Origin of the sequence: Nitrosomonas sp. GH22 (assembly GCF_009833115.1) — a bacterium.
Taxonomy (GTDB): domain Bacteria; phylum Pseudomonadota; class Gammaproteobacteria; order Burkholderiales; family Nitrosomonadaceae; genus Nitrosomonas; species Nitrosomonas eutropha.
In genome coordinates this window covers 1-22234 of the sequence record NZ_QRCA01000030.1, presented here as the reverse complement: position 1 = coordinate 22234, position 22234 = coordinate 1, and the positions used below count along the sequence as shown (strand labels likewise).

Annotated in this window: 25 protein-coding genes and 1 tRNA gene; 24 read left to right on the top strand and 2 right to left on the bottom strand. The window is 45.6% G+C overall.

All coding sequences use genetic code 11. The features are described 5' to 3' along the window. The first annotated feature begins 127 nt into the window (after positions 1–127). From glmU to queC, 15 genes are all read left to right on the top strand, one after another. Positions 128–1504 (top strand): bifunctional UDP-N-acetylglucosamine diphosphorylase/glucosamine-1-phosphate N-acetyltransferase GlmU, encoded by a 1377-nt coding sequence (gene glmU, locus ABF86_RS09350; protein ID WP_011633407.1) that lies wholly within the window; start codon positions 128–130, stop codon positions 1502–1504. Between the two features lie 39 nt (positions 1505–1543). Further along, positions 1544–3391 (top strand): glutamine--fructose-6-phosphate transaminase (isomerizing), encoded by a 1848-nt coding sequence (glmS, locus tag ABF86_RS09345; RefSeq protein WP_011633408.1) that lies wholly within the window; start codon positions 1544–1546, stop codon positions 3389–3391. 142 nt (positions 3392–3533) lie between these two features. Next, positions 3534–4259, top strand: coding sequence for a YebC/PmpR family DNA-binding transcriptional regulator (locus ABF86_RS09340; RefSeq protein ID WP_011633409.1), 726 nt, complete (start codon positions 3534–3536; stop codon positions 4257–4259). 2 nt (positions 4260–4261) lie between these two features. Next, complete coding sequence (ruvC, locus tag ABF86_RS09335; RefSeq protein ID WP_074684651.1) at positions 4262–4798, top strand: crossover junction endodeoxyribonuclease RuvC; 537 nt, start codon at positions 4262–4264, stop codon at positions 4796–4798. Next, positions 4795–5379 carry a Holliday junction branch migration protein RuvA gene (gene ruvA / locus ABF86_RS09330; RefSeq protein WP_074684652.1) on the top strand — a complete coding sequence of 195 codons (585 nt, stop codon included), beginning with the start codon at positions 4795–4797 and terminating at the stop codon, positions 5377–5379. Before ruvC ends, ruvA begins: the two co-directional genes overlap by 4 nt. An 18-nt stretch (positions 5380–5397) precedes the next feature. Continuing rightward, positions 5398–6438, top strand: a complete 1041-nt coding sequence (gene ruvB, locus ABF86_RS09325; RefSeq protein WP_074455740.1) for a Holliday junction branch migration DNA helicase RuvB — start codon at positions 5398–5400, stop codon at positions 6436–6438. A 60-nt stretch (positions 6439–6498) separates the two neighbouring features. Continuing rightward, entirely contained in the window at positions 6499–6912 is a 414-nt protein-coding gene (ybgC, locus tag ABF86_RS09320) for a tol-pal system-associated acyl-CoA thioesterase (protein ID WP_074455739.1), read from the top strand. Beyond that, the gene (tolQ, locus tag ABF86_RS09315) at positions 6905–7609 is read left to right on the top strand and encodes a protein TolQ (protein WP_011633414.1); all 705 of its coding nucleotides are present in this window, start codon (positions 6905–6907) and stop codon (positions 7607–7609) included. Before ybgC ends, tolQ begins: the two co-directional genes overlap by 8 nt. After that, entirely contained in the window at positions 7606–8022 is a 417-nt protein-coding gene (gene tolR, locus ABF86_RS09310; protein ID WP_176752576.1) for a protein TolR, read from the top strand. Before tolQ ends, tolR begins: the two co-directional genes overlap by 4 nt. Before the next feature lie 19 nt (positions 8023–8041). After that, positions 8042–8956, top strand: coding sequence for a cell envelope integrity protein TolA (tolA, locus tag ABF86_RS09305; RefSeq protein WP_074684653.1), 915 nt, complete (start codon positions 8042–8044; stop codon positions 8954–8956). A gap of 38 nt (positions 8957–8994) precedes the next feature. Continuing rightward, the gene (gene tolB / locus ABF86_RS09300) at positions 8995–10266 is read left to right on the top strand and encodes a Tol-Pal system beta propeller repeat protein TolB (RefSeq protein ID WP_160803568.1); all 1272 of its coding nucleotides are present in this window, start codon (positions 8995–8997) and stop codon (positions 10264–10266) included. Positions 10267–10324: 58 nt separating this feature from the next. Continuing rightward, positions 10325–10846, top strand: a complete 522-nt coding sequence (gene pal, locus ABF86_RS09295; protein ID WP_074684655.1) for a peptidoglycan-associated lipoprotein Pal — start codon at positions 10325–10327, stop codon at positions 10844–10846. Continuing rightward, positions 10846–11667, top strand: coding sequence for a tol-pal system protein YbgF (ybgF, locus tag ABF86_RS09290; protein ID WP_074684656.1), 822 nt, complete (start codon positions 10846–10848; stop codon positions 11665–11667). Before pal ends, ybgF begins: the two co-directional genes overlap by 1 nt. A 101-nt stretch (positions 11668–11768) precedes the next feature. Beyond that, positions 11769–12404 carry a 7-carboxy-7-deazaguanine synthase QueE gene (queE, locus tag ABF86_RS09285; protein WP_011633420.1) on the top strand — a complete coding sequence of 212 codons (636 nt, stop codon included), beginning with the start codon at positions 11769–11771 and terminating at the stop codon, positions 12402–12404. Between the two features lie 21 nt (positions 12405–12425). Further along, complete coding sequence (queC, locus tag ABF86_RS09280; protein WP_074455735.1) at positions 12426–13106, top strand: 7-cyano-7-deazaguanine synthase QueC; 681 nt, start codon at positions 12426–12428, stop codon at positions 13104–13106. On the opposite strand, the gene ABF86_RS09275 is transcribed toward queC, so the two are convergent. After that, complete coding sequence (locus tag ABF86_RS09275; RefSeq protein WP_074455734.1) at positions 13107–13460, bottom strand: dihydroneopterin aldolase; 354 nt, start codon at positions 13458–13460, stop codon at positions 13107–13109. 85 nt (positions 13461–13545) lie between these two features. Here ABF86_RS09275 and plsY point away from each other — a divergent pair, with 85 nt between their 5' ends. After that, positions 13546–14148 carry a glycerol-3-phosphate 1-O-acyltransferase PlsY gene (plsY, locus tag ABF86_RS09270; protein WP_074684657.1) on the top strand — a complete coding sequence of 201 codons (603 nt, stop codon included), beginning with the start codon at positions 13546–13548 and terminating at the stop codon, positions 14146–14148. Positions 14149–14165: 17 nt separating this feature from the next. On the opposite strand, the gene tsaD is transcribed toward plsY, so the two are convergent. Further along, positions 14166–15182, bottom strand: coding sequence for a tRNA (adenosine(37)-N6)-threonylcarbamoyltransferase complex transferase subunit TsaD (gene tsaD, locus ABF86_RS09265; protein ID WP_011633424.1), 1017 nt, complete (start codon positions 15180–15182; stop codon positions 14166–14168). Positions 15183–15241: 59 nt separating this feature from the next. Here tsaD and ABF86_RS09260 point away from each other — a divergent pair, with 59 nt between their 5' ends. The 8 genes from ABF86_RS09260 to ABF86_RS09225 form a co-directional block, all read left to right on the top strand. Beyond that, a complete protein-coding gene (locus ABF86_RS09260) occupies positions 15242–15400 on the top strand; it encodes a hypothetical protein (protein ID WP_204987591.1) in 159 nt (52 codons plus the stop codon). 58 nt (positions 15401–15458) lie between these two features. After that, a complete protein-coding gene (rpsU, locus tag ABF86_RS09255; protein WP_011110871.1) occupies positions 15459–15671 on the top strand; it encodes a 30S ribosomal protein S21 in 213 nt (70 codons plus the stop codon). A 31-nt stretch (positions 15672–15702) separates the two neighbouring features. Next, positions 15703–16152 carry a GatB/YqeY domain-containing protein gene (locus ABF86_RS09250; RefSeq protein WP_074684658.1) on the top strand — a complete coding sequence of 150 codons (450 nt, stop codon included), beginning with the start codon at positions 15703–15705 and terminating at the stop codon, positions 16150–16152. Between the two features lie 94 nt (positions 16153–16246). After that, complete coding sequence (gene dnaG, locus ABF86_RS09245) at positions 16247–18040, top strand: DNA primase (protein ID WP_074684659.1); 1794 nt, start codon at positions 16247–16249, stop codon at positions 18038–18040. A 181-nt stretch (positions 18041–18221) separates the two neighbouring features. Next, entirely contained in the window at positions 18222–20471 is a 2250-nt protein-coding gene (gene rpoD / locus ABF86_RS09240) for an RNA polymerase sigma factor RpoD (protein ID WP_177162449.1), read from the top strand. Positions 20472–20522: 51 nt separating this feature from the next. Then, positions 20523–20599: transfer RNA gene (locus ABF86_RS09235), tRNA-Ile, on the top strand. A gap of 704 nt (positions 20600–21303) precedes the next feature. Then, complete coding sequence (locus tag ABF86_RS09230) at positions 21304–21507, top strand: cold-shock protein (RefSeq protein WP_011633429.1); 204 nt, start codon at positions 21304–21306, stop codon at positions 21505–21507. Positions 21508–22005: 498 nt separating this feature from the next. Beyond that, a partial coding sequence (locus ABF86_RS09225) for a transposase (protein ID WP_160803567.1) occupies positions 22006–22234 on the top strand: 229 nt, incomplete at its 3' end.

Genomic DNA, 22234 nt, shown 5'->3' with positions numbered 1-22234 from the left:
CCAGTACACTTAATTTGCGTGTGTTTGTCACTGATAATTGTGCAAGAGTGATAGATAATTCTTGGTTTAGCAGATACACCTTTGACTGCATAACCATAAACAAAGCATTTCAAGTAAGGATTAACTCGTGTTACAAATTGATGTAGTCATACTGGCAGCTGGGATGGGTAAGAGGATGCGGTCAACTTTACCCAAGGTTTTGCATCCTTTGGCCGGAAAACCTATTTTATTCCATGTTTTAGATACTGCGCGTATTCTGTCTCCTACAAAAATATGTGTGATTTACGGGCATGGCGGAGAGCTGGTTCGGCAAACTGTTGGTAATGATCCTAATCTTATCTGGGTAAAACAGACACAGCAGCTGGGGACGGGGCATGCAGTAAAGCAAGCTCTGCCTTGCTTGGGGAAGAATGGTATTACGCTGGTTTTATTCGGTGATGTACCGTTAGTAAAGAGTAATACACTCAAATCCCTGATTGATAAAGCGTGTGAAGATAGCCTGGCTTTGCTGACTGTAGAATTAAATGACCCTGCCGGTTATGGGCGTATCATACGCGACCCTAAAACAAATCGTGTCCAAGCAATTGTAGAAGAACAGGATGCCCTGCCATCGCAGAAGAAAATTCGTGAAATTAACACAGGCATCATGGTTCTTCCGAATATGTATCTGGAGAGCTGGCTCGATAGGCTAAGTAATGCCAATACTCAGGGCGAATACTACCTTACCGATATTATTGCGATGGCTGTTAATGATGGAGTCCAAATAGAGACTTCCAGCCCCGCATCTGATTGGGAAGTGGTTGGTGTAAACGACAAGATTCAATTGTCTACCTTGGAGCGCGCCCATCAGCAGGATGTTGCAAAGGGGCTTATGGAGCAGGGAGTGATGTTTGCTGATCCTGCGCGCTTTGATGTGCGCGGCCAGCTGATTTGCGGACATAATGTTGAAATCGACATCAACTGCGTATTTGAAGGTAATGTACGCTTGGGGGATAACGTGAAGATTAGCGCAAACTGCATACTTAGAAACGTGGCCATCTCGGATGGATCGATTGTCCATCCTTTTAGCATGATAGAAGATACAGAGGTAGGTAAAAATTGCCGTGTTGGCCCTTATGCTCGCATCCGACCGGGGACACAACTCGACGACGCTGTACATGTTGGAAATTTTGTCGAGATTAAAAATAGTCATATAGCTTCTGGGAGCAAGGTTAATCACCTCAGCTATATTGGTGATACTGAAATGGGCAGACGGGTGAATATTGGTGCTGGTACGATTACTTGTAATTATGACGGAGCCTTTAAACACCAAACGATCATTGAAGATGACGTGTTTATTGGCTCTGATTCGCAGTTGATCGCTCCGATAACGGTGGCCAAGGGATCGACAATTGGCGCTGGATCCACTATTACGCGTGATACGCCTGAAGGTCAGCTAACATTATCCAGGATTAAACAAATAAGTATTGCCAACTGGAAGCGGCCGAAAAAAAACAAGGATTGATGCTGTTTATACAAGGTAGAGCTGAGTAGAGGATAGGTTATGTGCGGTATTGTAGGTGCAATTGCGAAAAATGATGTTGTACCATTTTTATTGGAAGGATTATCCAGGCTTGAGTACCGTGGTTATGACTCGGCAGGAATCGTAGTTGCAGATGGTACGTTGCATAGATTGCGGACAACGGGCCGTGTTTCTGAGCTGAGCAAGCTGGTTCATGCCGGAGGAACATCAGGACTTACCGGTATTGCGCATACTCGTTGGGCAACGCATGGGGCGCCTTCTGAGCGGAATGCTCACCCGCATTTTTCTGGTGATCAAAGAAAAATTGCTGTTGTACATAATGGTATTATCGAAAATCACGAAACTCTCCGGCAACGTTTAGAACAGGAGGGATTTAAATTTCTGTCAGATACCGACACCGAAGTAATTGCTCATTTGATTTCGCTTTATCTTCGTAAGACCGATGATTTGCTGGATGCTGTCTGCCATTCCCTTGAGGAGTTGCAGGGCGCATATGCTATCGCCGTTATGGAAGAGGCGCGTCAGGATCGCATTGTCGTTGCCAGAAATGGGGCTCCACTCTTGCTCGGGATAGATGATGGTGGACTTTACGCTGCTTCTGATGCCTCTGCACTGGTACAGATTACGCAGCGGATTGTGTATCTTGAAGAAGGAGATGTGGCGGAGTTGTCCAGTGATGGATATCGTATTTTGAATTGCCTGAATACGGTAAACGGCTGTGAAGTCACTCGTGAAGTAATTGAGAGCAGCTTGACGCGGGATGCGGTGGAGCTAGGTTCATATTCGCATTTTATGCAAAAGGAGATCTTTGAGCAGCCGGTTGCTGTGGCAAATACCCTGGAAATGGTATTGAATGTACAATCAGTGTCTCCTCAATTATTTGGCAGTGAAGCACAAACGATTTTTGCCCAGACTCGGGGAATATTGATACTCGCTTGCGGGACCAGCTATCATGCTGGTCTGGTTGCAAAATACTGGTTGGAAACAATTGCAAGACTTCCTTGTAATGTCGAGATTGCCAGTGAATATCGATATCGCAATCCAATTGCTGATCCAGCTACGCTGGTTATTGGTATTTCTCAATCTGGTGAAACTGCGGATACTCTGGCTGCGCTAAGTTATGCTAAGTCATTAGGCCATCGCTACAATTTAGCAATTTGTAACGTGCCGGAAAGTGCCCTGATTAGGCAAACTAATCTGCGCTTCCTGACTCGTGCCGGCCCTGAAATTGGAGTTGCCTCCACAAAAGCTTTCACTACGCAGCTGGCAGTTTTGCTGTTGTTTACAGCAGTGCTTGCAAAGATACGCAACAAATTGCCGACTGAAGACGAACAGAAAATGATTGCCGCATTACGGCATTTGCCAGTTGCGATACAGCGTACGCTTCAAAGTGAGCTGGAAATTAAAAAATGGGCAGGAGATTTTTCCCAGAAACACCATGCTCTGTTTCTGGGGCGCGGCGTACACTACCCAATCGCATTGGAGGGGGCGCTGAAGCTTAAGGAGATTTCGTATATTCATGCTGAAGCTTATGCCGCAGGTGAACTCAAGCACGGCCCTCTTGCGCTTGTAGACAGTGGAATGCCTGTAGTTGCCATAGCTCCGAATGATGTGTTGCTGGAAAAGCTGAAATCCAATTTGCATGAAGTGCGTGCACGCGGAGGAGAGTTGTACGTCTTTGCAGATGCAGATTCACGTATTGAGGAGAGTGAAGGGGTGCATATTATTCGCATGGATGAATATGGAGGTGTACTTAGTCCCATTTTGCATACTATTCCGTTACAGCTATTGGCTTATCACGTGGCTTTGCAAAAGGGTACCGATGTTGATAAACCCAGAAATCTGGCAAAATCCGTTACGGTTGAGTAATTGAGCTGCTTTGATTTTCAGCTTGCGATTAAAGTATCCAAGTACTCTCTGGCCCGACCAACAAGGCACACGGCTGCGGCATGCTTTATACAATGATGCTGGAATGGTAGCATTGTAGCCTTTCAATGATTAGAGGAAGTCAATGGCTGGTCATAGTAAGTGGGCCAATATTAAGCATAAAAAGGCCGCGCAAGATGCAAAACGAGGAAAGATTTTTACTCGTCTGATTAAGGAAATTACAGTTGCTGCCCGGCTGGGTGGCGGAGACCCTGGTAGTAATCCCCGTTTAAGGTTGGCGATGGATAAAGCCTTTGGACATAACATGCCAAAGGATAATGTCGAGCGTGCGATCAAGCGCGGGTGTGGTGAGCTTGAAGGCGTTAACTATGAGGAAATTCGCTACGAAGGCTATGGGGTATCCGGGGCTGCTGTCATGGTTGATTGCATGACGGATAATCGTACACGAACCGTGGCGGATGTTCGTCATGCATTTACCAAGCACGGTGGCAACTTGGGAACGGATGGTTCTGTCTCTTATTTGTTCACACATTGTGGCCAATTATTATTTGCGCCAGATATTGATGAAGCGCGGTTACTGGAAGTTGCGCTCAATGCAGGTGCGGAAGATGTTATCGATAATGATGACGGCAGTCTGGAAGTTATTACCAGTCCGGATACATTTGTAGCAGTCAGAGACGAGCTGGAAAAGGCTGCTTTTAAGGCTGAACTGGCTGAGGTAACCTGGAAACCGGAAAACGAAATCTTGCTGCAGGGTGATGATGCAGCCAAAATGCAGAAGCTGTTGGATGCTCTGGAAGATATAGACGATGTACAGGATGTTTATACTACTGCAGTCTTAGACATCTAATCTTGTTACCTTCCGGCAAGAGCATCCGCATACTGGGGATTGACCCTGGCTTACGTATAACAGGTTTTGGTGTTATCGAAAAAAATGGAAGCCAACTAACCTACCTTGGAAGTGGCTGCGTAGTAACCGAAAAATCCGGTTTACCGGATCGCTTGAAGACCATCCTTGATGGACTGAATGAAATTATTTTGCAGCACCAACCGGAGCAGGTTGCTGTAGAACAGGTTTTTGTCAATATCAATCCTAAATCGACGCTGTTGCTCGGACAGGCTCGCGGTGCCGCAATTAGTGCAGCAGTTCTTCATGAACTTTCCGTGTACGAATATACTGCTCTGCAAATCAAGCAATCTGTAGTGGGGAATGGCCATGCCCGGAAAGAGCAGGTGCAGGAAATGGTGATGCGATTGTTGAGGCTGGGAGAACGCCCTCGCTCGGATGCGGCTGATGCGTTGGCCTGTGCCATTTGCCATGCTCATGGAGGAACAGGCTTGCTTGCCCTGAGTGTGCGTAATCATCCGAAACGAGGTGGTTGTCCGTGATTGGCAGAATTACCGGGTTGCTGCTTGAAAAACATCCTCCGCTGGTGTTGGTTGATGTACAAGGTACCGGTTATGAAATTGACGTGCCAATGAGTACTTTCTGCAAGTTGCCTGATATTGGCAAAAAGGTAACGCTCCATACCCATTTCTGGGTACGAGAGGATGTACATTTACTGTTTGGTTTTATGACGGAGCAGGAACGTGCACTTTTTCGCCAGCTTACAAAAATTTCTGGTATTGGTGCGAGAACAGGTTTGGCGATTTTGTCCGGCTTGAGCGTCACAGATCTCCATCAAGCTGTGGTATCGCAGGACAGTATTCGCCTAACCAAAATCCCCGGAATTGGAAAGAAGACGGCGGAGCGTTTATTACTGGAGTTGCGCGATAAGATCGACCCAGTAGCGATCCTTTCTGAAACGGGACCGACTGCATCTAACGTTGATAAAGACATTCTCTCTGCGTTATTAGCACTGGGCTATAATGGCCGCGAAGTTAACCGGGCGTTAGAGCAATTGTCGGAAGGTGTTACGGTATCTGACGGTATTATGCAGTCACTTAAATTTTTGTCGAAAGTAAAATAACATTTTGGCTGATCTTAAATGATTGAATCGGATCGGATTATCACTGCCTCTCCGTTTTCTTCCCAAGAAGAAGTAATAGAACGCGCACTTCGTCCTGTTCAGCTGGATGACTATGTCGGTCAGGAAAAGATCCGTGAACAATTGAAGATTTTTATTGAGGCTGCCAGACAAAGGCAAGAAGCACTGGATCATGTGCTGCTGTTTGGCCCGCCCGGATTGGGTAAAACGACACTGGCTCATATTATTGCTCGCGAAATGGGTGTGAATTTGCGCCATACTTCCGGCCCAGTACTAGAGCGCGCAGGTGATCTGGCCGCTTTGCTGACCAATCTGGAAGCCAATGATGTATTGTTCATTGATGAGATTCACCGGCTTTCTCCCGTTGTTGAGGAAATCCTGTATCCGGCGATGGAGGATTACCAGTTAGATATCATGATCGGCGAGGGAGTGGCAGCAAGATCAGTCAAGATTGATTTGCCAAGTTTTACTCTAGTGGGAGCGACTACGCGAGCGGGTATGTTGACCAACCCACTGAGAGACCGCTTTGGAATCGTTTCCCGTCTGGAATTTTATACTTCCGATGAGCTCAGCAAGATTGTTACCCGTTCTGCCGGGTTGCTTGATGTCGATATTACTGCCGATGGCGCCAGAGAGATTGCATGCAGATCACGGGGCACGCCACGGATCGCCAATCGATTACTGCGCAGAGTCCGTGATTTTGCTGAAGTCCGGGCGAACGGACGTATTGATCGCCAGGTAGCAGATGCTGCATTGCAGATGCTGGATGTTGATGCTGCTGGTCTGGATGTACTGGATAGAAAGCTTCTGCTAGCAGTGCTGGAAAAATTTGGCGGTGGTCCGGTAGGAGTGGATAATCTTGCTGCGGCTATCAATGAAGAGCGTGACACGATTGAAGAAGTGCTGGAGCCTTATCTTATTCAGCAGGGTTTTCTGCAGCGTACGCCTCGTGGCCGAATGGCAACAACCATGACTTATCAGCATTTCGATATCATCCCTTTACAGCAAGCCGCTACACTCGGTCTGTTTAACCCAGATTGAAAGCCGGTAATAACCCGCAAACCAAGATTCAATATCTTTCTGAAGAGTATTTTTACAAAAATGAAAGCTGCTTTTTTTTATCCCGTGCGTGTCTACTACCAGGATACTGATACGGGAGGTGTTGTATATCACGGATCTTACCTCAACTTTATGGAGCGCGCCCGTTACGAGTGGTTGCGCGATCTGGGGTTTACGGTGGATACCATGATCCGGTCACATAAAATGATTTTTCTTATTCGTTCACTCAGTATCGAGTACTTCAAGCCGGCTGTACTAGACGATTTGCTGGACATAACTGTGAAGGTAACAGAAATGGGCAGAAGCCGGATAACGTTGCAGCAGCAGATTTTACGTGAACAAGGTACACTTGCCAGCGCAACTGTTCATGCAGTATGTGTCGGATCAGATACGTTGAAACCGATTAGTATTCCAGTGCCACTTCGTCAAAAAATAGAAAACGGCCATTATGAGTAAAACCATCACCCAGGATTTATCATTTCTTCACCTGATTAGCGGTGCAAGCCTCCCGGTTCAACTGGTTATGCTGCTATTGTTGTTGGCTTCATTTATTTCCTGGTGGTTTATTTTCAGAAAATTATTTACCCTCCGTCAGGAAATCAAGCAAACCGATGAATTTGAAAGCGTATTCTGGCGCGGATCAGATTTGAATGCGCTGTATCAGCGAGCGGCCAGTGCGCGCCATGCAGCAGGTAGTATGGAGCGTATTTTTGAAGCTGGATTTCGTGAATTCACCAAATACCAGTCGGGGATCGATATCGGTCCCATCATGGACAGTACGCGCGGCGCAATGCGAGCTGTTTACCAGCGGGAAATGGACAGGCTTGAATCACATTTATCGTTTCTGGCTACTGTAGGATCTGTAAGTCCGTACGTAGGATTGTTCGGAACGGTGTGGGGGATTATGAATGCCTTTCGTGAGCTGTCCAATGTTGGTCAGGCGACCATCGCGCATGTTGCGCCTGGTATTGCTGAGGCGCTGATTGCAACGGCAATGGGGCTTTTTGCAGCGATTCCGGCCGTAATTGCCTATAACCGCTATGCTAGTGATACCGCTCAGCTCGCCACTCGCTATGAAAGTTTTATAGAGGAAGTATCCAACGTTTTGCAGCGTCGTGTGGCTAAACCTCGGGATATGGCAAATTTCTCATGATTCCGCGTCGCAGTAAACGCCGATTAATGAATGAAATCAATGTTGTGCCGTATATTGACGTTATGCTAGTGCTGCTTATAATTTTTATGATCACAGCACCGCTTATCCAGCCCAGCCAAATTGAATTGCCTGAAATCGGTAAATCATCTGTACCTCCAGCAGAGCCTTTAGAAGTCACAATTACCGCAAATGGTAATCTCACGTTACGTGATCGTGCCGGTGCGAACAGGGAGCAGCAGGTGAATCACAACCAGCTAGTGGAGCTGATCAAGGCCAGGCAGGCACAGAATACCAATCAGCCTGTCGTGATTGCAGCAGATAAAAATGTTCGTTACGAAAAGGTAATTCAAGTAATGGATATGTTGCAACAGCAACAAATCCGTAAAATCGGGTTGTTAACCAAGTCAAAATAACTATCGGGGTGTATGCGCAATGGTCTGGCTACCCGGGAATAAGAGCGAACCGGGAAAACTGCGTGCGGCATTGTTTGCCCTGTTGGTGCATGCAGCATTTCTCGCTTTGCTGGTATTTGGCCTGAACTGGAAGAATGAAGCACCTGAAGCGATGTCCGTTGATTTATGGGCAGATCTGCCTCAACGTCCGATCAAGCCTATATCACCTGTTGCGCAAGTAACATCCCAGACCGAACCAGCTAAGCTGCAATCCCGGCCACAACAAAAAGCTCAAACCCAGCCTCAGCCGGTGATCAAGGCGACACCCCCTCCGGTGCGTAAACCCGAGATTGCACTTAAACCCGAGATTGCACTTAAGGATAAAACGGAAAAACTACAACCTAAAGAGGAAGTGAAAAAACTGGAACCGGTGAAAAAGGAAGTGTCAAAAGAAGAACCAGCCAAGAAACCGGTAGAGAAACCAGCATCCAAGGAAGAGGTAAAGAAACCAGAGTCGGTTAAGAAAGAGGCACCCAAAACTGAATCTATCAAAAAAGTCGAACAGAAAGCCGAGAAAAAGGATGACGCTCGGCAGCAGGCTGAAGCACAAAATCTGGCTCAGCAGCGTGAACAGCAGATAGCTGCAGCAAAGGCAGCCCAAGCCAGAGCGCTGGGTGAAATCGAAAAATACAAAGCCATGATTCAGGCCAAGATTCGTAGCCGGATTATCATGCCGCCGGATCTTCCGGGGAACCCTGCAGTTGAGTTTATGGTGACCCTGCTACCGGGAGGAGATGTGCTGACAGTCACTTTGCGCAAATCAAGTAGTTATACTGCTTTTGATGAGGCAGTGGAAAGGGCGATTTATCTAGCGAAGCCCTTGCCTTTGCCCCCGGATCCCGGATTGTTTAATGAGTTTCGTAATTTAAATATTACTGTTTATTATCGTGAATAGTTTTTGACCTACCTCTACAACATGGCATGGTGATTCATATGCGTAATTTTTTGTATTGTACTGGTGTGTTTTTGTTGTTATGGATAAATACACCGCTACAAGCTGCTCTTGATATTGAGATCTTTGGTGGTGGGGCTAACAGGATGCCGATTGCCATAGCTCCGTTTAATGGCGGAAAAGGGCTTCCCCAGGATATTTCGGCGATTGTATCGGCTGATCTGGAGCGCAGCGGGATATTTAAACTGGTTGATCCGTTGGGGTTAACCTCGCAAGAGCCAGTGAGCTATGTCGATTGGCTGGGGCGAGGTGCGAGTGCGCTGGTTATCGGCAGTACATCAATGTTGCCGGACGGGCGGGTGGATATCCAGTTTCGCTTGCTGGATGTTGCCAAACAGGTTCAACTGACTGGATTTAGCGGTACCGTTACGATCGAACAGCTGCGTGCCTTTGCTCATCGTATTGCGGATATTGTATATGAAGCACTGACAAATGAACCTGGTGTCTTCAGCACGAGGATTGCCTTCGTCAGAAAGCAGGGAAGCCGCTATGCATTGCAAGTGTCAGATTATGATGGGTTCAATGCACGTTCACTGATCGAGTATACCGAGCCGATCATCTCCCCGGCTTGGTCGCCAGATGGCAGCAAAATTGCTTACACTTCCTTTGAAAAGAAAAAACCAGTGGTTTATGTGCAGGCGCTGGCAACCCGTGAACGTAAGGTGGTAGCAAATTTCAAAGGAAGTAACAGTGCCCCGGCCTGGTCGCCTGATGGTGGAAAATTGGCAGTGGTTTTGACATTGCATGGTGGATCACAGATTTATCTGATCAATGCGGATGGTAGTGGACTGCAGAGGATTTCACAAAGCCCGGGGATAGATACAGAGCCCAGTTTTTCACCGGATGGAAAATGGCTGATATTTACTTCTGACAGAGGAGGAAGTCCGCAGATATATCGTATGCCGTCTTCTGCTTGTAAAAAAGAGAGGTTGACCTTTGAGGGAGATTACAATGTCAGTCCGCGTTATAGCTCGGATGGAAAACGGTTTGTCTATATCCACAGAAATTCTGGCCGATTCAGCGTTGCTGTACAGGATTTATCGACTCGCCAGATGCAATTACTAACGGATTCCAGTTTTGATGAATCTCCCAGTTTTTCCCCCAATAGCCGCATGGTTCTGTACACGACGGAAGTGAGTGGGCGTGGTATATTATCCATCGTTTCCAGTGATGGCCAGACGAGAAGTCGTTTTTCGCAGGAAGCAGGTGATGTCCGGGAAGCAGTTTGGGGGCCGTTGCTGAAACAGCGGTAATGTGGATAAGAAATGCTCACTGGATGTGGGTTAATTAATTATTTATTTATGGTGAGAAATGAAAAAATTTTTTGCAGTACTGGCGATTAGCCTGCTGTCAGCTTGCGCTAGCGATAATGCACAACAAACTTCTGATGTTGAGGATCATTCGTATAGCAGGGGAGGAGAAAGTGAAGGTATGCGAAGCGGTACTGGATCGGATAGATTTGGGATGAATCCTTTACAGGATCCGAACAACATATTATCCCGGCGCAGTGTTTACTTTGACTTTGACAGCTATACGGTAAAGGGCGAGTACCGCGACCTGGTTCTTGCGCACGCTGCCTATTTGCGTGACAACCTGAACGCACAGGTGTTACTGCAAGGCAATACTGATGAACGTGGCAGCCGGGAATATAACCTTGCACTTGGGCAACGCCGGGCCAACAGTGTGAAGGATATCCTACTACTATCCGGTGCCCGTGATCAACAGGTTGAAGCTGTCAGCCTGGGCGAAGAAAAACCGCGTGCTCTGGGGAGTGATGAGTCATCCTGGGCTGAGAACCGACGTACTGATATTCTCTATCAAGGGGAGTATTAATGTTTTTGCGCGCTTTCTTGCCATTACTTTTGTTTCTTGGTTGTAGCGTTGCACAGGCTGCACTGTTTGGTGATTCTGAAACACGTGAACAGTTGGATGCGCTGCGCACAAAGGTATTGGAAATGGAAGCGCGCATGCAGCGTACGGAAGAAGTTTTTATGGGCCAATCTCTAATCGAATTGCATTCCCAGGCAGAAGCCCTCAAGGAAGAAATGGGAAAACTACGGGGGAAGATAGAGGTACTTGAGGATGAGAATCGGTCATTGCGCAAGCAACAAAAGGATTTCTATCTGGACCTTGATAACCGACTGCGTCAGATTGAGCCTGGTTCAGCGAGCGTCTCTGTGCCGGACTCCGAAATCTCTGTCCCGGCATCAGAACCGCCAGCTGCTGATATAAAAAATACTACACCTCTCAAAGCGCCTGTGATTTTGCAATTACCGGATACAGCGCAGCGCAATCGCTATGATGCAGCCTATGCTTTGTTTAAGGATGGTGATTATTCCGGATCGATAGCCAGTTTCGAGAGTTTCTTGTCCCAGCATCCCCAATCTGCTCTGGCACCTGCCGCAGCCTATTGGATTGGAAACGCACATTATGCAATGAGAAATTTTGACAAAGCGATTGCTGCGCAACAGCGATTGATTGAAACGTATCCTGATAGTCCCAAAGTACCGGATGGGCTTCTTAATATGGCAAGCAGTCAGGTTGAAATCGGTCAAAAAGCTGCTGCCAGAAAAACATTGGTAAATCTCATTACGAACTACCCTGGTACTGAGGCGGCAGAAAAGGCTAAGCGTCGTTTGGGATCTCTCAAATAGACTTGACTGTCTATATTGCTAAAATTTAGCACAACTTGTTCTACTCATTTTTAAATTCCTTTTGGCAAGCAGAGGGAATGTTCCAGTTCCGTTAGGATCCGATGTTACGAGTTACGGAAATTTTCTATTCGCTTCAGGGGGAAACAAGCCGGATGGGATTGCCCACGGTATTTATCCGCCTGACCGGCTGCCCGTTACGTTGTGGATATTGCGATACCAGCTACGCATTTTCTGGTGGCGAAAGTATGGATATCAGTGAAATCATGCGCAAAGTGGCTTCGTTTTCTCCGCATTATGTCACTGTTACGGGAGGGGAGCCGTTAGCTCAAGCCGACAGCCTGACTCTGCTGACAGCTTTGTGTGATCGAGGATATTCCGTTTCTCTTGAAACCAGCGGAGCACTGGATATTTCACGAGTAGATACGCGTGTATCGAGAATTCTGGATATCAAAACACCAGGTTCTGGTGAGATGGAAAAAAATTACTGGAATAACCTCGACTGCCTGACTGCTCATGATGAAATAAAATTTGTATTGTGTGATCGGACTGATTATAACTGGGCGATGCAAAAACTCCTGACGCTGGAGTTAGCTAACATCTGCCCGGTTTTGTTCTCCCCGGTTTATAACCAGCTTGATCCCGCAGCGCTGGCGGCTTGGATATTACAAGATAGATTGCCGGTTCGTTTGCAATTCCAGCTACATAAGTTGCTCTGGGGGGAGTGTGTCGGGCGATAAAACAGTAGACGGGTTTGATTCATGAAAAAAGCAGTTGTGCTGTTATCAGGAGGGCTGGATTCCACTACAACACTTGCTATTGCCAGGGGAAATGGGTTTGCCTGTTACGCACTCAGTGTTGATTATGGTCAGCGTCATGCTGCCGAGCTAGCTGCTGCAACGCGAATTGGTCAATCACTCCAGGTTTGTGAACATCAGTTTCTCAAGCTGGATTTGACTGTTCTGGCCAGCTCTGCGCTGACCGATCCTTCTGTTACTGTTCCGATACATGGCACCAATCGAGGAATTCCAGCCACTTATGTTCCGGCCCGAAACACCATTATGTTGTCGCTGGCGCTGGCATGGGCGGAGGTGCTGGGCAGCCAGGATATTTTCATCGGTGTAACAGCTGTTGATTATTCTGGATATCCTGATTGCCGGCCGGATTATATTGATGCTTTTGAGAAAATGGCGAATCTGGCCACAAAAGCAGGAAGAGAAGGCAATCTTCTAAAGGTGCATGCTCCTTTAATTAATCTGCCCAAACATGACATCATTCGTCGCGGCCTGGAGCTTGGAATAGATTACAGTATGACTGTTTCCTGTTACCAGGCAGATGCAAGCGGGTGGGCTTGCGGTCAGTGTGATGCGTGCCATATCCGCCGAGCTGGTTTTGCAACGGCAAATATTCCCGACCCAACATACTACCAGGACAAACGATGATTACAATCGACTGCGCTCGATGCAGATACCAAGCTGTTTCACCCCTTGAATAACATCCAGTTTTGCTGCACTGACTTTTACCCAGGGTGAGCCAAATTCGTTAAGAATCATCTGAGCAATATTTTCTGTGAGCGTTTCAAGTAAAGAAAAATGTTGCTGATCGAGCATTGAATTAATTTTATACGCGACTTGTGAGTAATCCAGCGTATCTTCAATATGATCAGTCTTGCTAGCCTGTTGAGAGGGCAAAGCAATCTCAAGGTTTAATTCGATGGTCTGCGGAATTTTTTTTTCCCACGGATAAATGCCAATCAAGGTTTTTATTCTGAATTCTTTGAGAAAGATAATATCCATGGACAGACTCCGGGTTGGTTTGGGGGTTACGGGTAATACCCGGGTTGCACAATTTTAGTTTATTTATTGGAATATAAAAGTTTTGATGATTACGGTGATTCTGATTTTTTCTGCCTACTTGCTAGGCTCAATTTCTTTTGCTGTTGTTGCAAGCTGGTTATTCAAGCTTCCGGATCCGCGTAGTTACGGTTCTGGTAATCCCGGAGCAACGAATGTATTGCGTACCGGTAAGAAAGCGGCAGCGGCAGTAACATTATTGGGAGATGCGGGTAAAGGCTGGGTAGCGGTTGTGGTCGCTAAATATTTGGGTAATGTTCTGGGATTAGGTGATGAGGTCATTGCCAGCGCAGCACTTGCAGTATTTCTGGGACATTTATTTCCGATTTTTCTTGCGTTTAAGGGTGGAAAAGGCGTTGCCACATCGGCAGGCATACTGTTAGGATTAAATCTGTGGTTAGGTATTCTTGCTATATTAACTTGGATAATCGTTGCATTGGTTTCGCGTATTTCTTCATTGTCTGCCTTATTGTCAGCTCTGCTTGCACCGTTGTACACTTATTTTTTATTGCAGAAAGAAATGCTGACAATAACTGTGCTCATCATATCCATACTATTGATATTAAAGCATCAATCGAATATTGCTAACTTGATCGCCGGCAAGGAAACAAGGATAGGCAAAAGTAGCTAATTTCAAGCTGCATATTCTCATAAATCTTCCAGGTTCCAGCGAGCCTTGATGGTAAAGCTGCCATCTGATCCAGGTGGTTTTTCGTTGAGCTGCTGCAAGCGTAATGCGCCGGCTAAGGCGATCATTGCACCGTTATCAGTACAAAATTCTAGCTCAGGAAAGAAGACGGCAATACCCGTTCCTACCAGATGATGTCGCAGTTTTTGGCGTAAACGGCTATTTGCGCCTACGCCGCCGGCTACGACCAGTTGTTGCAGTCTGGTAATTTTTAAAGCAGCGATAGATTTTTTTACCAGTACGTCAGTAACCGCATCTTCAAAAGCAAGCGCGATGTCGGCACGGGTTTGAGTATTTGCTTTTTGTTTATTAATGAGTAAAGCTGCGGCTGTTTTTAATCCACTAAAACTGAAATTCAGATCGTCACTGTTAAGCATGGGGCGTGGGAGTTTAAATCTTCCTGGTTGGCCCTGGGTTGCCAGGTCTGCGAGCAATTTTCCACCCGGATAATCCAAGCCCAATAGTTTTGCAGTTTTATCAAATGCTTCTCCTGCGGCATCATCCACCGTTTCACCTAATAGCTTGTATTGCCCGATGCCTTTTACGTGCATTAATTGAGTGTGTCCTCCGGATACAAGCAGCGCCACAAACGGAAAATCAGGCGCCGGATCAGATAAAAGTGGGGAAAGAAGATGGCCTTCAAGATGATGGATGTTCAATACAGGGATGTTGCGTGCAAAAGCTAGTGCATTGCTAATGCTCGCACCTGTCAATAACGCTCCCGCAAGTCCCGGACCCTGGGTATAGGCAATTGCATCAATAGTTTCCAGAGAAGTATTCGTTTGTTCTAATACCTGTGTGACAAGGGGTAATACCCGACGGATATGATCACGTGATGCGAGTTCCGGCACAACACCACCATAATCACGATGCATGTCAACTTGAGAGTACAGAGCGTGGCCAAGCAATTTTCGACGGGTGTCATAGAGTGCCACGCCTGTTTCATCACATGAAGTTTCAATACCTAATACGAGCATTTTGGGATTTTTGGTGGGAAATATTTTTTGTAGTGATCAAACTTTCTTTTGGAAAAAAAATGATTGATGTTAAACTAGCGGGATTTTTCGAGGCTGGTTGGGCAAACAGGCTTTGGAAAAAGCAGGCTGGTTTGGAGCGAACTTGCGTTGCTTCATTATTCAAACAAGGAATCAGTCAGGTTTATAACTTAGTTTTAACTGCAGGGCAAACCGATTAACTTTTGCTTTGTGTGATATGGAAAACAATCAAAGGAGACCGAAAGGAATTATTACTTTATGACTACTGTTAAAGTCAAGGAAAATGAGCCATTTGAAATTGCAATGCGGCGTTTTAAACGTTCTATTGAAAAAACAGGTTTACTGACCGAGTTGCGCGCACGGGAATTTTATGAAAAACCCACAGCGGTGCGTAAGCGTAAACATGCTGCGGCAGTAAAACGTACCTATAAACGGTTACGTAGTCAGATGTTGCCACCCAAATTGTATTGATTCCATTTGTTTTCCTGGGTTTCATCATTTAATGAAATTAAGGCAAAAAATAACCGAGGATATGAAGTCGGCAATGCGTGCAGGGGACGTGCAGCGTCGAGATGCGTTACGTTTGCTGCAAGCTGCCTTAAAACAAAAAGAAGTTGATGAGCGGATTGAGCTGGACGATGGTGCCGTAGTTGCTGTGATAGAGAAAATGCTTAAGCAGCGTCGGGATTCCATTTCGCAATATGAAGTGGCACAGCGTCAAGATTTGGCGGATATCGAAAAATTTGAGGTAGAGGTTCTACAGGTGTATATGCCTGTAGCACTAAGTGATGCTGAGCTGGATGCTATGATAAACGAAGTGATTACTTCACTTGGAGAAAGTGGGTCACCAAAAATTGGGCAGATCATAGCGCTGCTTAAGTCAAGGCTTGCAGGTCGGGCAGATATGGGAAGGGTATCTCAGCTGGTAAAGGAAAAAATCGCATCAAATTAAGTTGAAGCTAACCGGCTAATACCTGTTCCAGGCAGGCATACTTCAGAAGAGGTGTGCTCCGAGTGGTCTTTTATCGGAGATTTATTACCCATAAATGATTGCGCAGCCATTTATTCAGGAATTGTTGGATCGTATCGATATTGTCGATATTGTTGCGAGACATCTTAAACTCAAAAAGGCCGGTGCAAATTTTACAGCGTGCTGTCCTTTCCATAATGAAAAAACCCCGTCATTTACTGTAAATTCGTCCAAGCAGTTTTACCATTGCTTTGGTTGCGGCAGGCACGGCAATGCCATTAATTTTTTGATGGAACATAGTGGAGTCAGTTTTGTCGAGGCAGTGGAAAGTCTCGCGGCGCATGCTGGTATACAAATTCCTGCTTGGAAGAACATTAATTCAAAAGCATCCGATTCAGGTGAAACTTCATTGAATGAAGTGAGATTTGATGAGGTTATACAGACATCATCTGATTTGTATGGGCGGATGGAGCAGGCTGCAAAGTTTTATCGTGTGCAACTCAAACAATCAGAGTTGGCGATTGCTTATTTGAAAGATCGAGGGGTGTCAGGGCAGACCGCTTTGCATTTCGGAATCGGATACGCACCTTCTGGCTGGCAAAATCTGGCTGAGATCTTTACGGATTATCCGTCAGGTGATTCCAGTCATGCGCTGGTGCGATCAGGTTTGATCGTCGCTCATGAAAGCAAAAAAAACTATGACCGTTTCCGTCATCGGATCATGTTCCCTATTCTCGATCTTAAGAAGAGAATAATAGGGTTTGGCGGACGAGCATTGGATGGGAGTGAACCGAAGTACCTCAATTCGCCGGAAACCCCGTTATTTATCAAAGGACGCGAACTTTATAACCTGGTATCAGCCGGTCCGGCAATCCGAAAATCAGGTCGGGTAGTCGTCGTAGAGGGCTATATGGACGTTGTAATGCTGGTGCAGCACGGCATTGAAAACGTAGTGGCAACTTTAGGTACGGCAACGACGTCTACGCATATCCAGAAGCTTTTACGTTATACGGATGAAGTGGTTTTTTGTTTTGATGGAGATGAAGCCGGTACAAAAGCTGCTTGGCGAGCATTAGAAACCAGTTTGCCGCAACTCAAAGATGGAAAGGATATCAAATTCTTATTTCTACCGGATAAAGAAGATCCGGATAGCTATATTCGCAAATACGGCAAGGATGCTTTTAAAGATCTGCTGGAAAAAGCTCAGCTGCTATCTGTGTTTTTTTGTAAAGAGTTATCCAGCCGTGTGAATCTTAGTACAAGTGAGGGACGTGCCCGATTGGTTCAGCAGGCAGAACCGCTGCTTGTACAGATTAATGCTCCTATATTTGGATTTATGTTAATGAAGCGTATTTCTGAGTTAGCTGGGGTGGATCAGAATCAGCTGATTGCTTTTCTGAAACCCGGAAAGAAGAATCAGCCTTCCATATCTCGTTCAAATGTATCCAGGCCCTTATCGGTTACGCCATATCGAAGGTTGATACAGATTTTGCTGCACACTCCAGCTTATGTGGATAAGCTGGATACAGATCTTTTTGCATTAAATGATGGTCAAAATGAGGAAAAGGCACTGCTGGCTGCATTGGTAGATTTTCTTAAAACATCTTCCTGCACTTCGATGGATGAATTGAATTCAGTAGCAATCATGTTGCATCTTGATCAAACTCCGCATCGTGTTTTATTGGAAAAGATTGCCCGGGATATACATGTAAAAGATGTAGATTGGGATATCGATGCTGAATTTACTGGAGCAATGGTGCGATTACGAGAAGCTCAACGTAAGTCGAGAGTGGCTGAGTTACACAATAGACCGCTTACATCACTTACTCCAGAAGAGAAAAAAGAGTTGCGACGATTGATACTTTCTTGAGCTGTGGCGTGTAGGACCTTTTACAAGGTGATCAAAATAAAAAATGTGGGGTATATCAAATTGTGTTGCCGCGATTGGTTGATAAGCGATGCTTTTGTTCATCTATTAAAAGTGCGTCAGAAATTTGATATAATTAAAAGCTTTCGGTTTGTTTCGTCTTTAGTCTTAATGGGTGCTCTGCATGGCAAAAGTAAAAGTGTCAGAATCAGCTAAAAAAAATACGGTTACATCACAAAAAACGACTGAAACAAAAAGTAAAAAAACGCCTATTACAGTCCACGATGATGAGATTAAAGTGGTAGTTAAGGGTGCTGGCGATATTTCTGTGGCTAAATCAGGGGTTGCATCTGTTAAAAAGAAGGCGATCACCCGGAAGAAATCTGTCAAGGGAACGAAGTCCAGCGGTGATCTATCTACCTCGCCCGGACAGGATGTGGTGATGCCTGAAACAGGAGTGGAAGAGTCGAAACTCGTTGATGATATTTCTGAAAAAAACAAAGTGAGCAAAAAAGATAAAAGCCTTCTTTCAGAGAAGCAGGTTATTGAATTGAGCAGGAGCTCCGTGTCTATATCATCGGGCGATGATGTTGAATTACGCAGAATGCGTTTGAAGAAATTAATTATGCAGGGTAAGGAACGCGGTTATCTGACTTACTCTGAGATTAATGACCATTTGCCAGATGATATGTTGGATGCTGATCAAATTGAAAGCATTATCAGCATGATCAATGACATGGGTATTTCGGTACACGATGAAGCGCCTGATGCAGAAGCTTTGCTGATGTCGGATACGGCGACGGCGGTGGCTGACGAGGATGTGGCTGAAGAAACGGAAGCGGCACTTTCTAGTGTGGATTCAGAGTTTGGACGTACTACAGATCCAGTACGGATGTATATGCGTGAAATGGGTTCGGTAGGGTTGTTGACGCGAGAAAGTGAAATAGAAATCGCCAAGCGTATCGAAGATGGTTTAAGACATATGATCCAGGCAATTTCTGCCTGTCCGACGATTATAGAAAACATACTTGGGCTGGCTGCAGATGTGGAAAGCGGCCAGTTGCGTGCAGACGAGCTGGTCGATGGTTTCTTGGATGACGATACAGAGGAAATCATAGGCAAGGGAATGCCTGAAGAATCACTGGATCAGGACTTTGATTCGGATGAAACTGAGGAAGAGCAAATCGCTTCAGCCAATGCCGATATGCTGAAGATGAAAAATGAGGTGCTGGAGCGTTTTGCTGTGATACGCCAAACCTATGATGATATGAAAAAAATCATTGATAAAAAGGGTGGTGGGCGCCAAGACAAGAAATATAAGCAGCTACAGGAAAAAATTTCTGCCGAACTGATGGCAATGCGCTTCTCGGCCAAGATGGTTGAAAGATTGTGTGATACACAGCGTACTATTGTGAATGATATTCGCAGCTGCGAACGCAAAATTGCTGAATTGTGTGTCGTGCGGGCGAAAATGCCACGAAATCATTTTATTAAGGCATTTCCAGGTAACGAAACAAATATTGACTGGATCAACTCGGAAGTAGATGCAAATCAGCCTTACAGCCAATCTCTTGAGCATTATCGTCCGGCTGTTATGGAGCAGCAGCAAAAGATGCTTATTCTTCAGGAACAGGCTGGTATTCCTATCAAGGAATTGAAGGAAATTAATCGTCGTATGACGACGGGTGAAGCCAAAGCACGACGTGCAAAGCGCGAAATGACAGAGGCTAATTTGCGGTTAGTTATATCAATTGCCAAGAAATACACTAATCGCGGATTGCAGTTTCTTGATCTGATACAGGAAGGTAATATCGGATTGATGAAGGCAGTTGATAAATTCGAATATCGACGTGGATACAAGTTTTCAACGTATGCGACATGGTGGATCCGTCAGGCAATTACACGCTCTATTGCAGATCAGGCACGTACTATTCGTATCCCAGTGCACATGATAGAAACTATCAACAAGATGAATCGTATCTCCCGTCAGATTCTGCAGGAAACCGGACAAGAGCCAGAACCTGCAGTACTTGCAGAAAAAATGGAGATGACTGAGGAAAAAATCAGAAAAATCCTTAAGATATCAAAAGAACCAATTTCAATGGAAACACCTATTGGTGATGATGAGGATTCTCACTTGGGAGATTTTATTGAAGATGTCTCTACCATGGAGCCGGCCGATGCTGCGATTTATGCAGGATTGCGTACTGTCACAAAAGATGTACTGGACTCTTTAACGCCTCGGGAAGCAAAGGTTTTACGCATGCGTTTCGGTATTGAAATGAATACAGATCATACTCTAGAAGAGGTAGGAAGGCAGTTTGATGTGACGCGTGAACGAATTCGCCAGATCGAGGCAAAAGCGCTGCGAAAATTAAGGCATCCTGCCCGATCTGACCGATTACGCAGCTTCCTGGATAGTGGAAATTCCTGATACTATATTAATCAAATTGAAAAAAGAAGCTGTCAAAAACTTCTGTCATCAGGGTCTGTAGCTCAGTTGGTTAGAGCAGGGGACTCATAATCCCTTGGTCGTAGGTTCAAGTCCTACCAGACCCACCATTCAATCAAATAGTTATGGGTTATATAACCCATAACTATTTCCGCAAACCGCTACTTCGTTGGAGTGGTTTTGTCACCTTTTCTCTCCCGAACATATATCTCCGTCATCATGGTGACTGATGCGTGTCCCAGTTGCTTTTGAGCCTGTCTGATATCATCTGCAGACTCTGCTTTATCGATCCCGGCTTTTGCACACAAATCGCGGAACTGAAATTTGCCTTTATCTACGCTGGCCGCTTCCCTGATGACCTTATCAAAATGTGCGCGCAGCGTGATATATGCCAGCTTCTTACTGGCTGTAGTAGTCTAATTTGCCCGGACACCTTGATAGGTGGAAAAAAACCCATCATCCGAGGAGTTTTACATCAAAAAGCAATGTAGGCCATGAAAGAATGGTATAAAACTCATCCCCATCTCTTTCATAAAAAACCATACAATCATTCAGGATGCGACAGCTAGCTTCTCCTGCTTAGCTTCCATCGTCAATTGAATCAGTTGCAAGCGTGACTTATTAATGGTGATTTGAGGTAACTCAGATTTTTATTTTATAGACTTTCAGTTCTATTTGGAGTATAAGTAACTATATAACGAATTTGTTTCAAAGCTTTTGCAGTTATTGGTGTTCCTGTTGGTATTCCATGTGCAATCTTAGATTCAAATAGCTCTACGGAAGCCTTTCCGTTTTTTGACAAAGGAGTATTCACATGACGACAGGTATAGTTAAATGGTTTAATGATGCAAAAGGTTTTGGGTTTATTACCCCTGATGATGGTAGCGAGGATTTATTCGCGCATTTTTCTGCAATCAGCATGAATGGATTTAAGACTCTGAGAGAAGGTCAAAGAGTTTCTTTTGATGTGACACAAGGTCAAAAGGGTAAACAAGCATCCAATATTCAAGCTCCCTGATTAAGACTTGATCTGATAAAAAGCCCAGCCCTTAAGAAGCTGGGCTTTTTGCTGTTTACCCTACATTCCCCACCTTTCCATTCCCTTCCTTGCCATCTGTGCAGGTAATTCACCCCCCTCCCCCCCCGGGTGATCCATCCAGCTAGGGGGTCTCATCCACCTCAGTCCAACCGGTAACGAGTAGATCCTGAAGATCTTCAGAGCATTCCACAAAGGCCGCCAATTCTACGTGGTAAAGTATTGGCCCAGACTTTCAGTTCTGTGATCAGTTTGTCTGTTAGTTACTACGATGGTACGAGCTAATCTCTTATAGCGACGGGATCTGGCTTTGTCCAGACAGGTGCCTTGATAGACAGCTTCGGCGCAGGAGGTGCCTTTGCTTCTTAATACCTTAATAGTCATTGCCATCTCCTGTGTTAACAATAGCGGCCACCTTGATATGGTCTAATAGACCCGGACACTCCAGTTAAGAGAAAATAGTCTTAATTGGAGGATGAAATGGAGCCTAGGAAACACTATACAAAGGAATTCAAGCTGGATGCAATCAGCTTGGTACTGGATCAGGGATTAACGATAGCAGAAGCTGCCAGAAGCCTGGAAATCAGGGCTAACATGCTTGGGCGATGGATCAGGGAGAGCCAGGCGGATACTAATGGTCAGGCATTCCGCGGTAATGGGAAACTGACACCGGAGCAGGAAGAAATCCGGCGGCTTAAACTAGAAAACA

Excerpts from the sequence above, each read along its gene's own strand:
- tolA (WP_074684653.1), top strand. The coding sequence starts at position 8,042 with ATGGTCTGGCTACCCGGGAATAAGAGCGAACCGGGAAAACTGCGTGCG.
- ABF86_RS09340 (WP_011633409.1), top strand. The coding sequence starts at position 3,534 with ATGGCTGGTCATAGTAAGTGGGCCAATATTAAGCATAAAAAGGCCGCG.
- rpsU (WP_011110871.1), top strand. The coding sequence starts at position 15,459 with ATGACTACTGTTAAAGTCAAGGAAAATGAGCCATTTGAAATTGCAATG.
- ybgC (WP_074455739.1), top strand. The coding sequence starts at position 6,499 with ATGAAAGCTGCTTTTTTTTATCCCGTGCGTGTCTACTACCAGGATACT.
- ruvB (WP_074455740.1), top strand. The coding sequence starts at position 5,398 with ATGATTGAATCGGATCGGATTATCACTGCCTCTCCGTTTTCTTCCCAA.
- dnaG (WP_074684659.1), top strand. The coding sequence starts at position 16,247 with ATGATTGCGCAGCCATTTATTCAGGAATTGTTGGATCGTATCGATATT.
- ABF86_RS09260 (WP_204987591.1), top strand. The coding sequence starts at position 15,242 with ATGATTGATGTTAAACTAGCGGGATTTTTCGAGGCTGGTTGGGCAAAC.
- tsaD (WP_011633424.1), bottom strand. The coding sequence starts at position 15,182 with ATGCTCGTATTAGGTATTGAAACTTCATGTGATGAAACAGGCGTGGCA.
- tolB (WP_160803568.1), top strand. The coding sequence starts at position 8,995 with ATGCGTAATTTTTTGTATTGTACTGGTGTGTTTTTGTTGTTATGGATA.
- queC (WP_074455735.1), top strand. The coding sequence starts at position 12,426 with ATGAAAAAAGCAGTTGTGCTGTTATCAGGAGGGCTGGATTCCACTACA.
- glmS (WP_011633408.1), top strand. The coding sequence starts at position 1,544 with ATGTGCGGTATTGTAGGTGCAATTGCGAAAAATGATGTTGTACCATTT.
- rpoD (WP_177162449.1), top strand. The coding sequence starts at position 18,222 with ATGGCAAAAGTAAAAGTGTCAGAATCAGCTAAAAAAAATACGGTTACA.
- ybgF (WP_074684656.1), top strand. The coding sequence starts at position 10,846 with ATGTTTTTGCGCGCTTTCTTGCCATTACTTTTGTTTCTTGGTTGTAGC.
- plsY (WP_074684657.1), top strand. The coding sequence starts at position 13,546 with ATGATTACGGTGATTCTGATTTTTTCTGCCTACTTGCTAGGCTCAATT.
- ABF86_RS09275 (WP_074455734.1), bottom strand. The coding sequence starts at position 13,460 with ATGGATATTATCTTTCTCAAAGAATTCAGAATAAAAACCTTGATTGGC.
- ABF86_RS09230 (WP_011633429.1), top strand. The coding sequence starts at position 21,304 with ATGACGACAGGTATAGTTAAATGGTTTAATGATGCAAAAGGTTTTGGG.
- ABF86_RS09250 (WP_074684658.1), top strand. The coding sequence starts at position 15,703 with ATGAAATTAAGGCAAAAAATAACCGAGGATATGAAGTCGGCAATGCGT.
- tolQ (WP_011633414.1), top strand. The coding sequence starts at position 6,905 with ATGAGTAAAACCATCACCCAGGATTTATCATTTCTTCACCTGATTAGC.
- tolR (WP_176752576.1), top strand. The coding sequence starts at position 7,606 with ATGATTCCGCGTCGCAGTAAACGCCGATTAATGAATGAAATCAATGTT.
- queE (WP_011633420.1), top strand. The coding sequence starts at position 11,769 with ATGTTACGAGTTACGGAAATTTTCTATTCGCTTCAGGGGGAAACAAGC.
- pal (WP_074684655.1), top strand. The coding sequence starts at position 10,325 with ATGAAAAAATTTTTTGCAGTACTGGCGATTAGCCTGCTGTCAGCTTGC.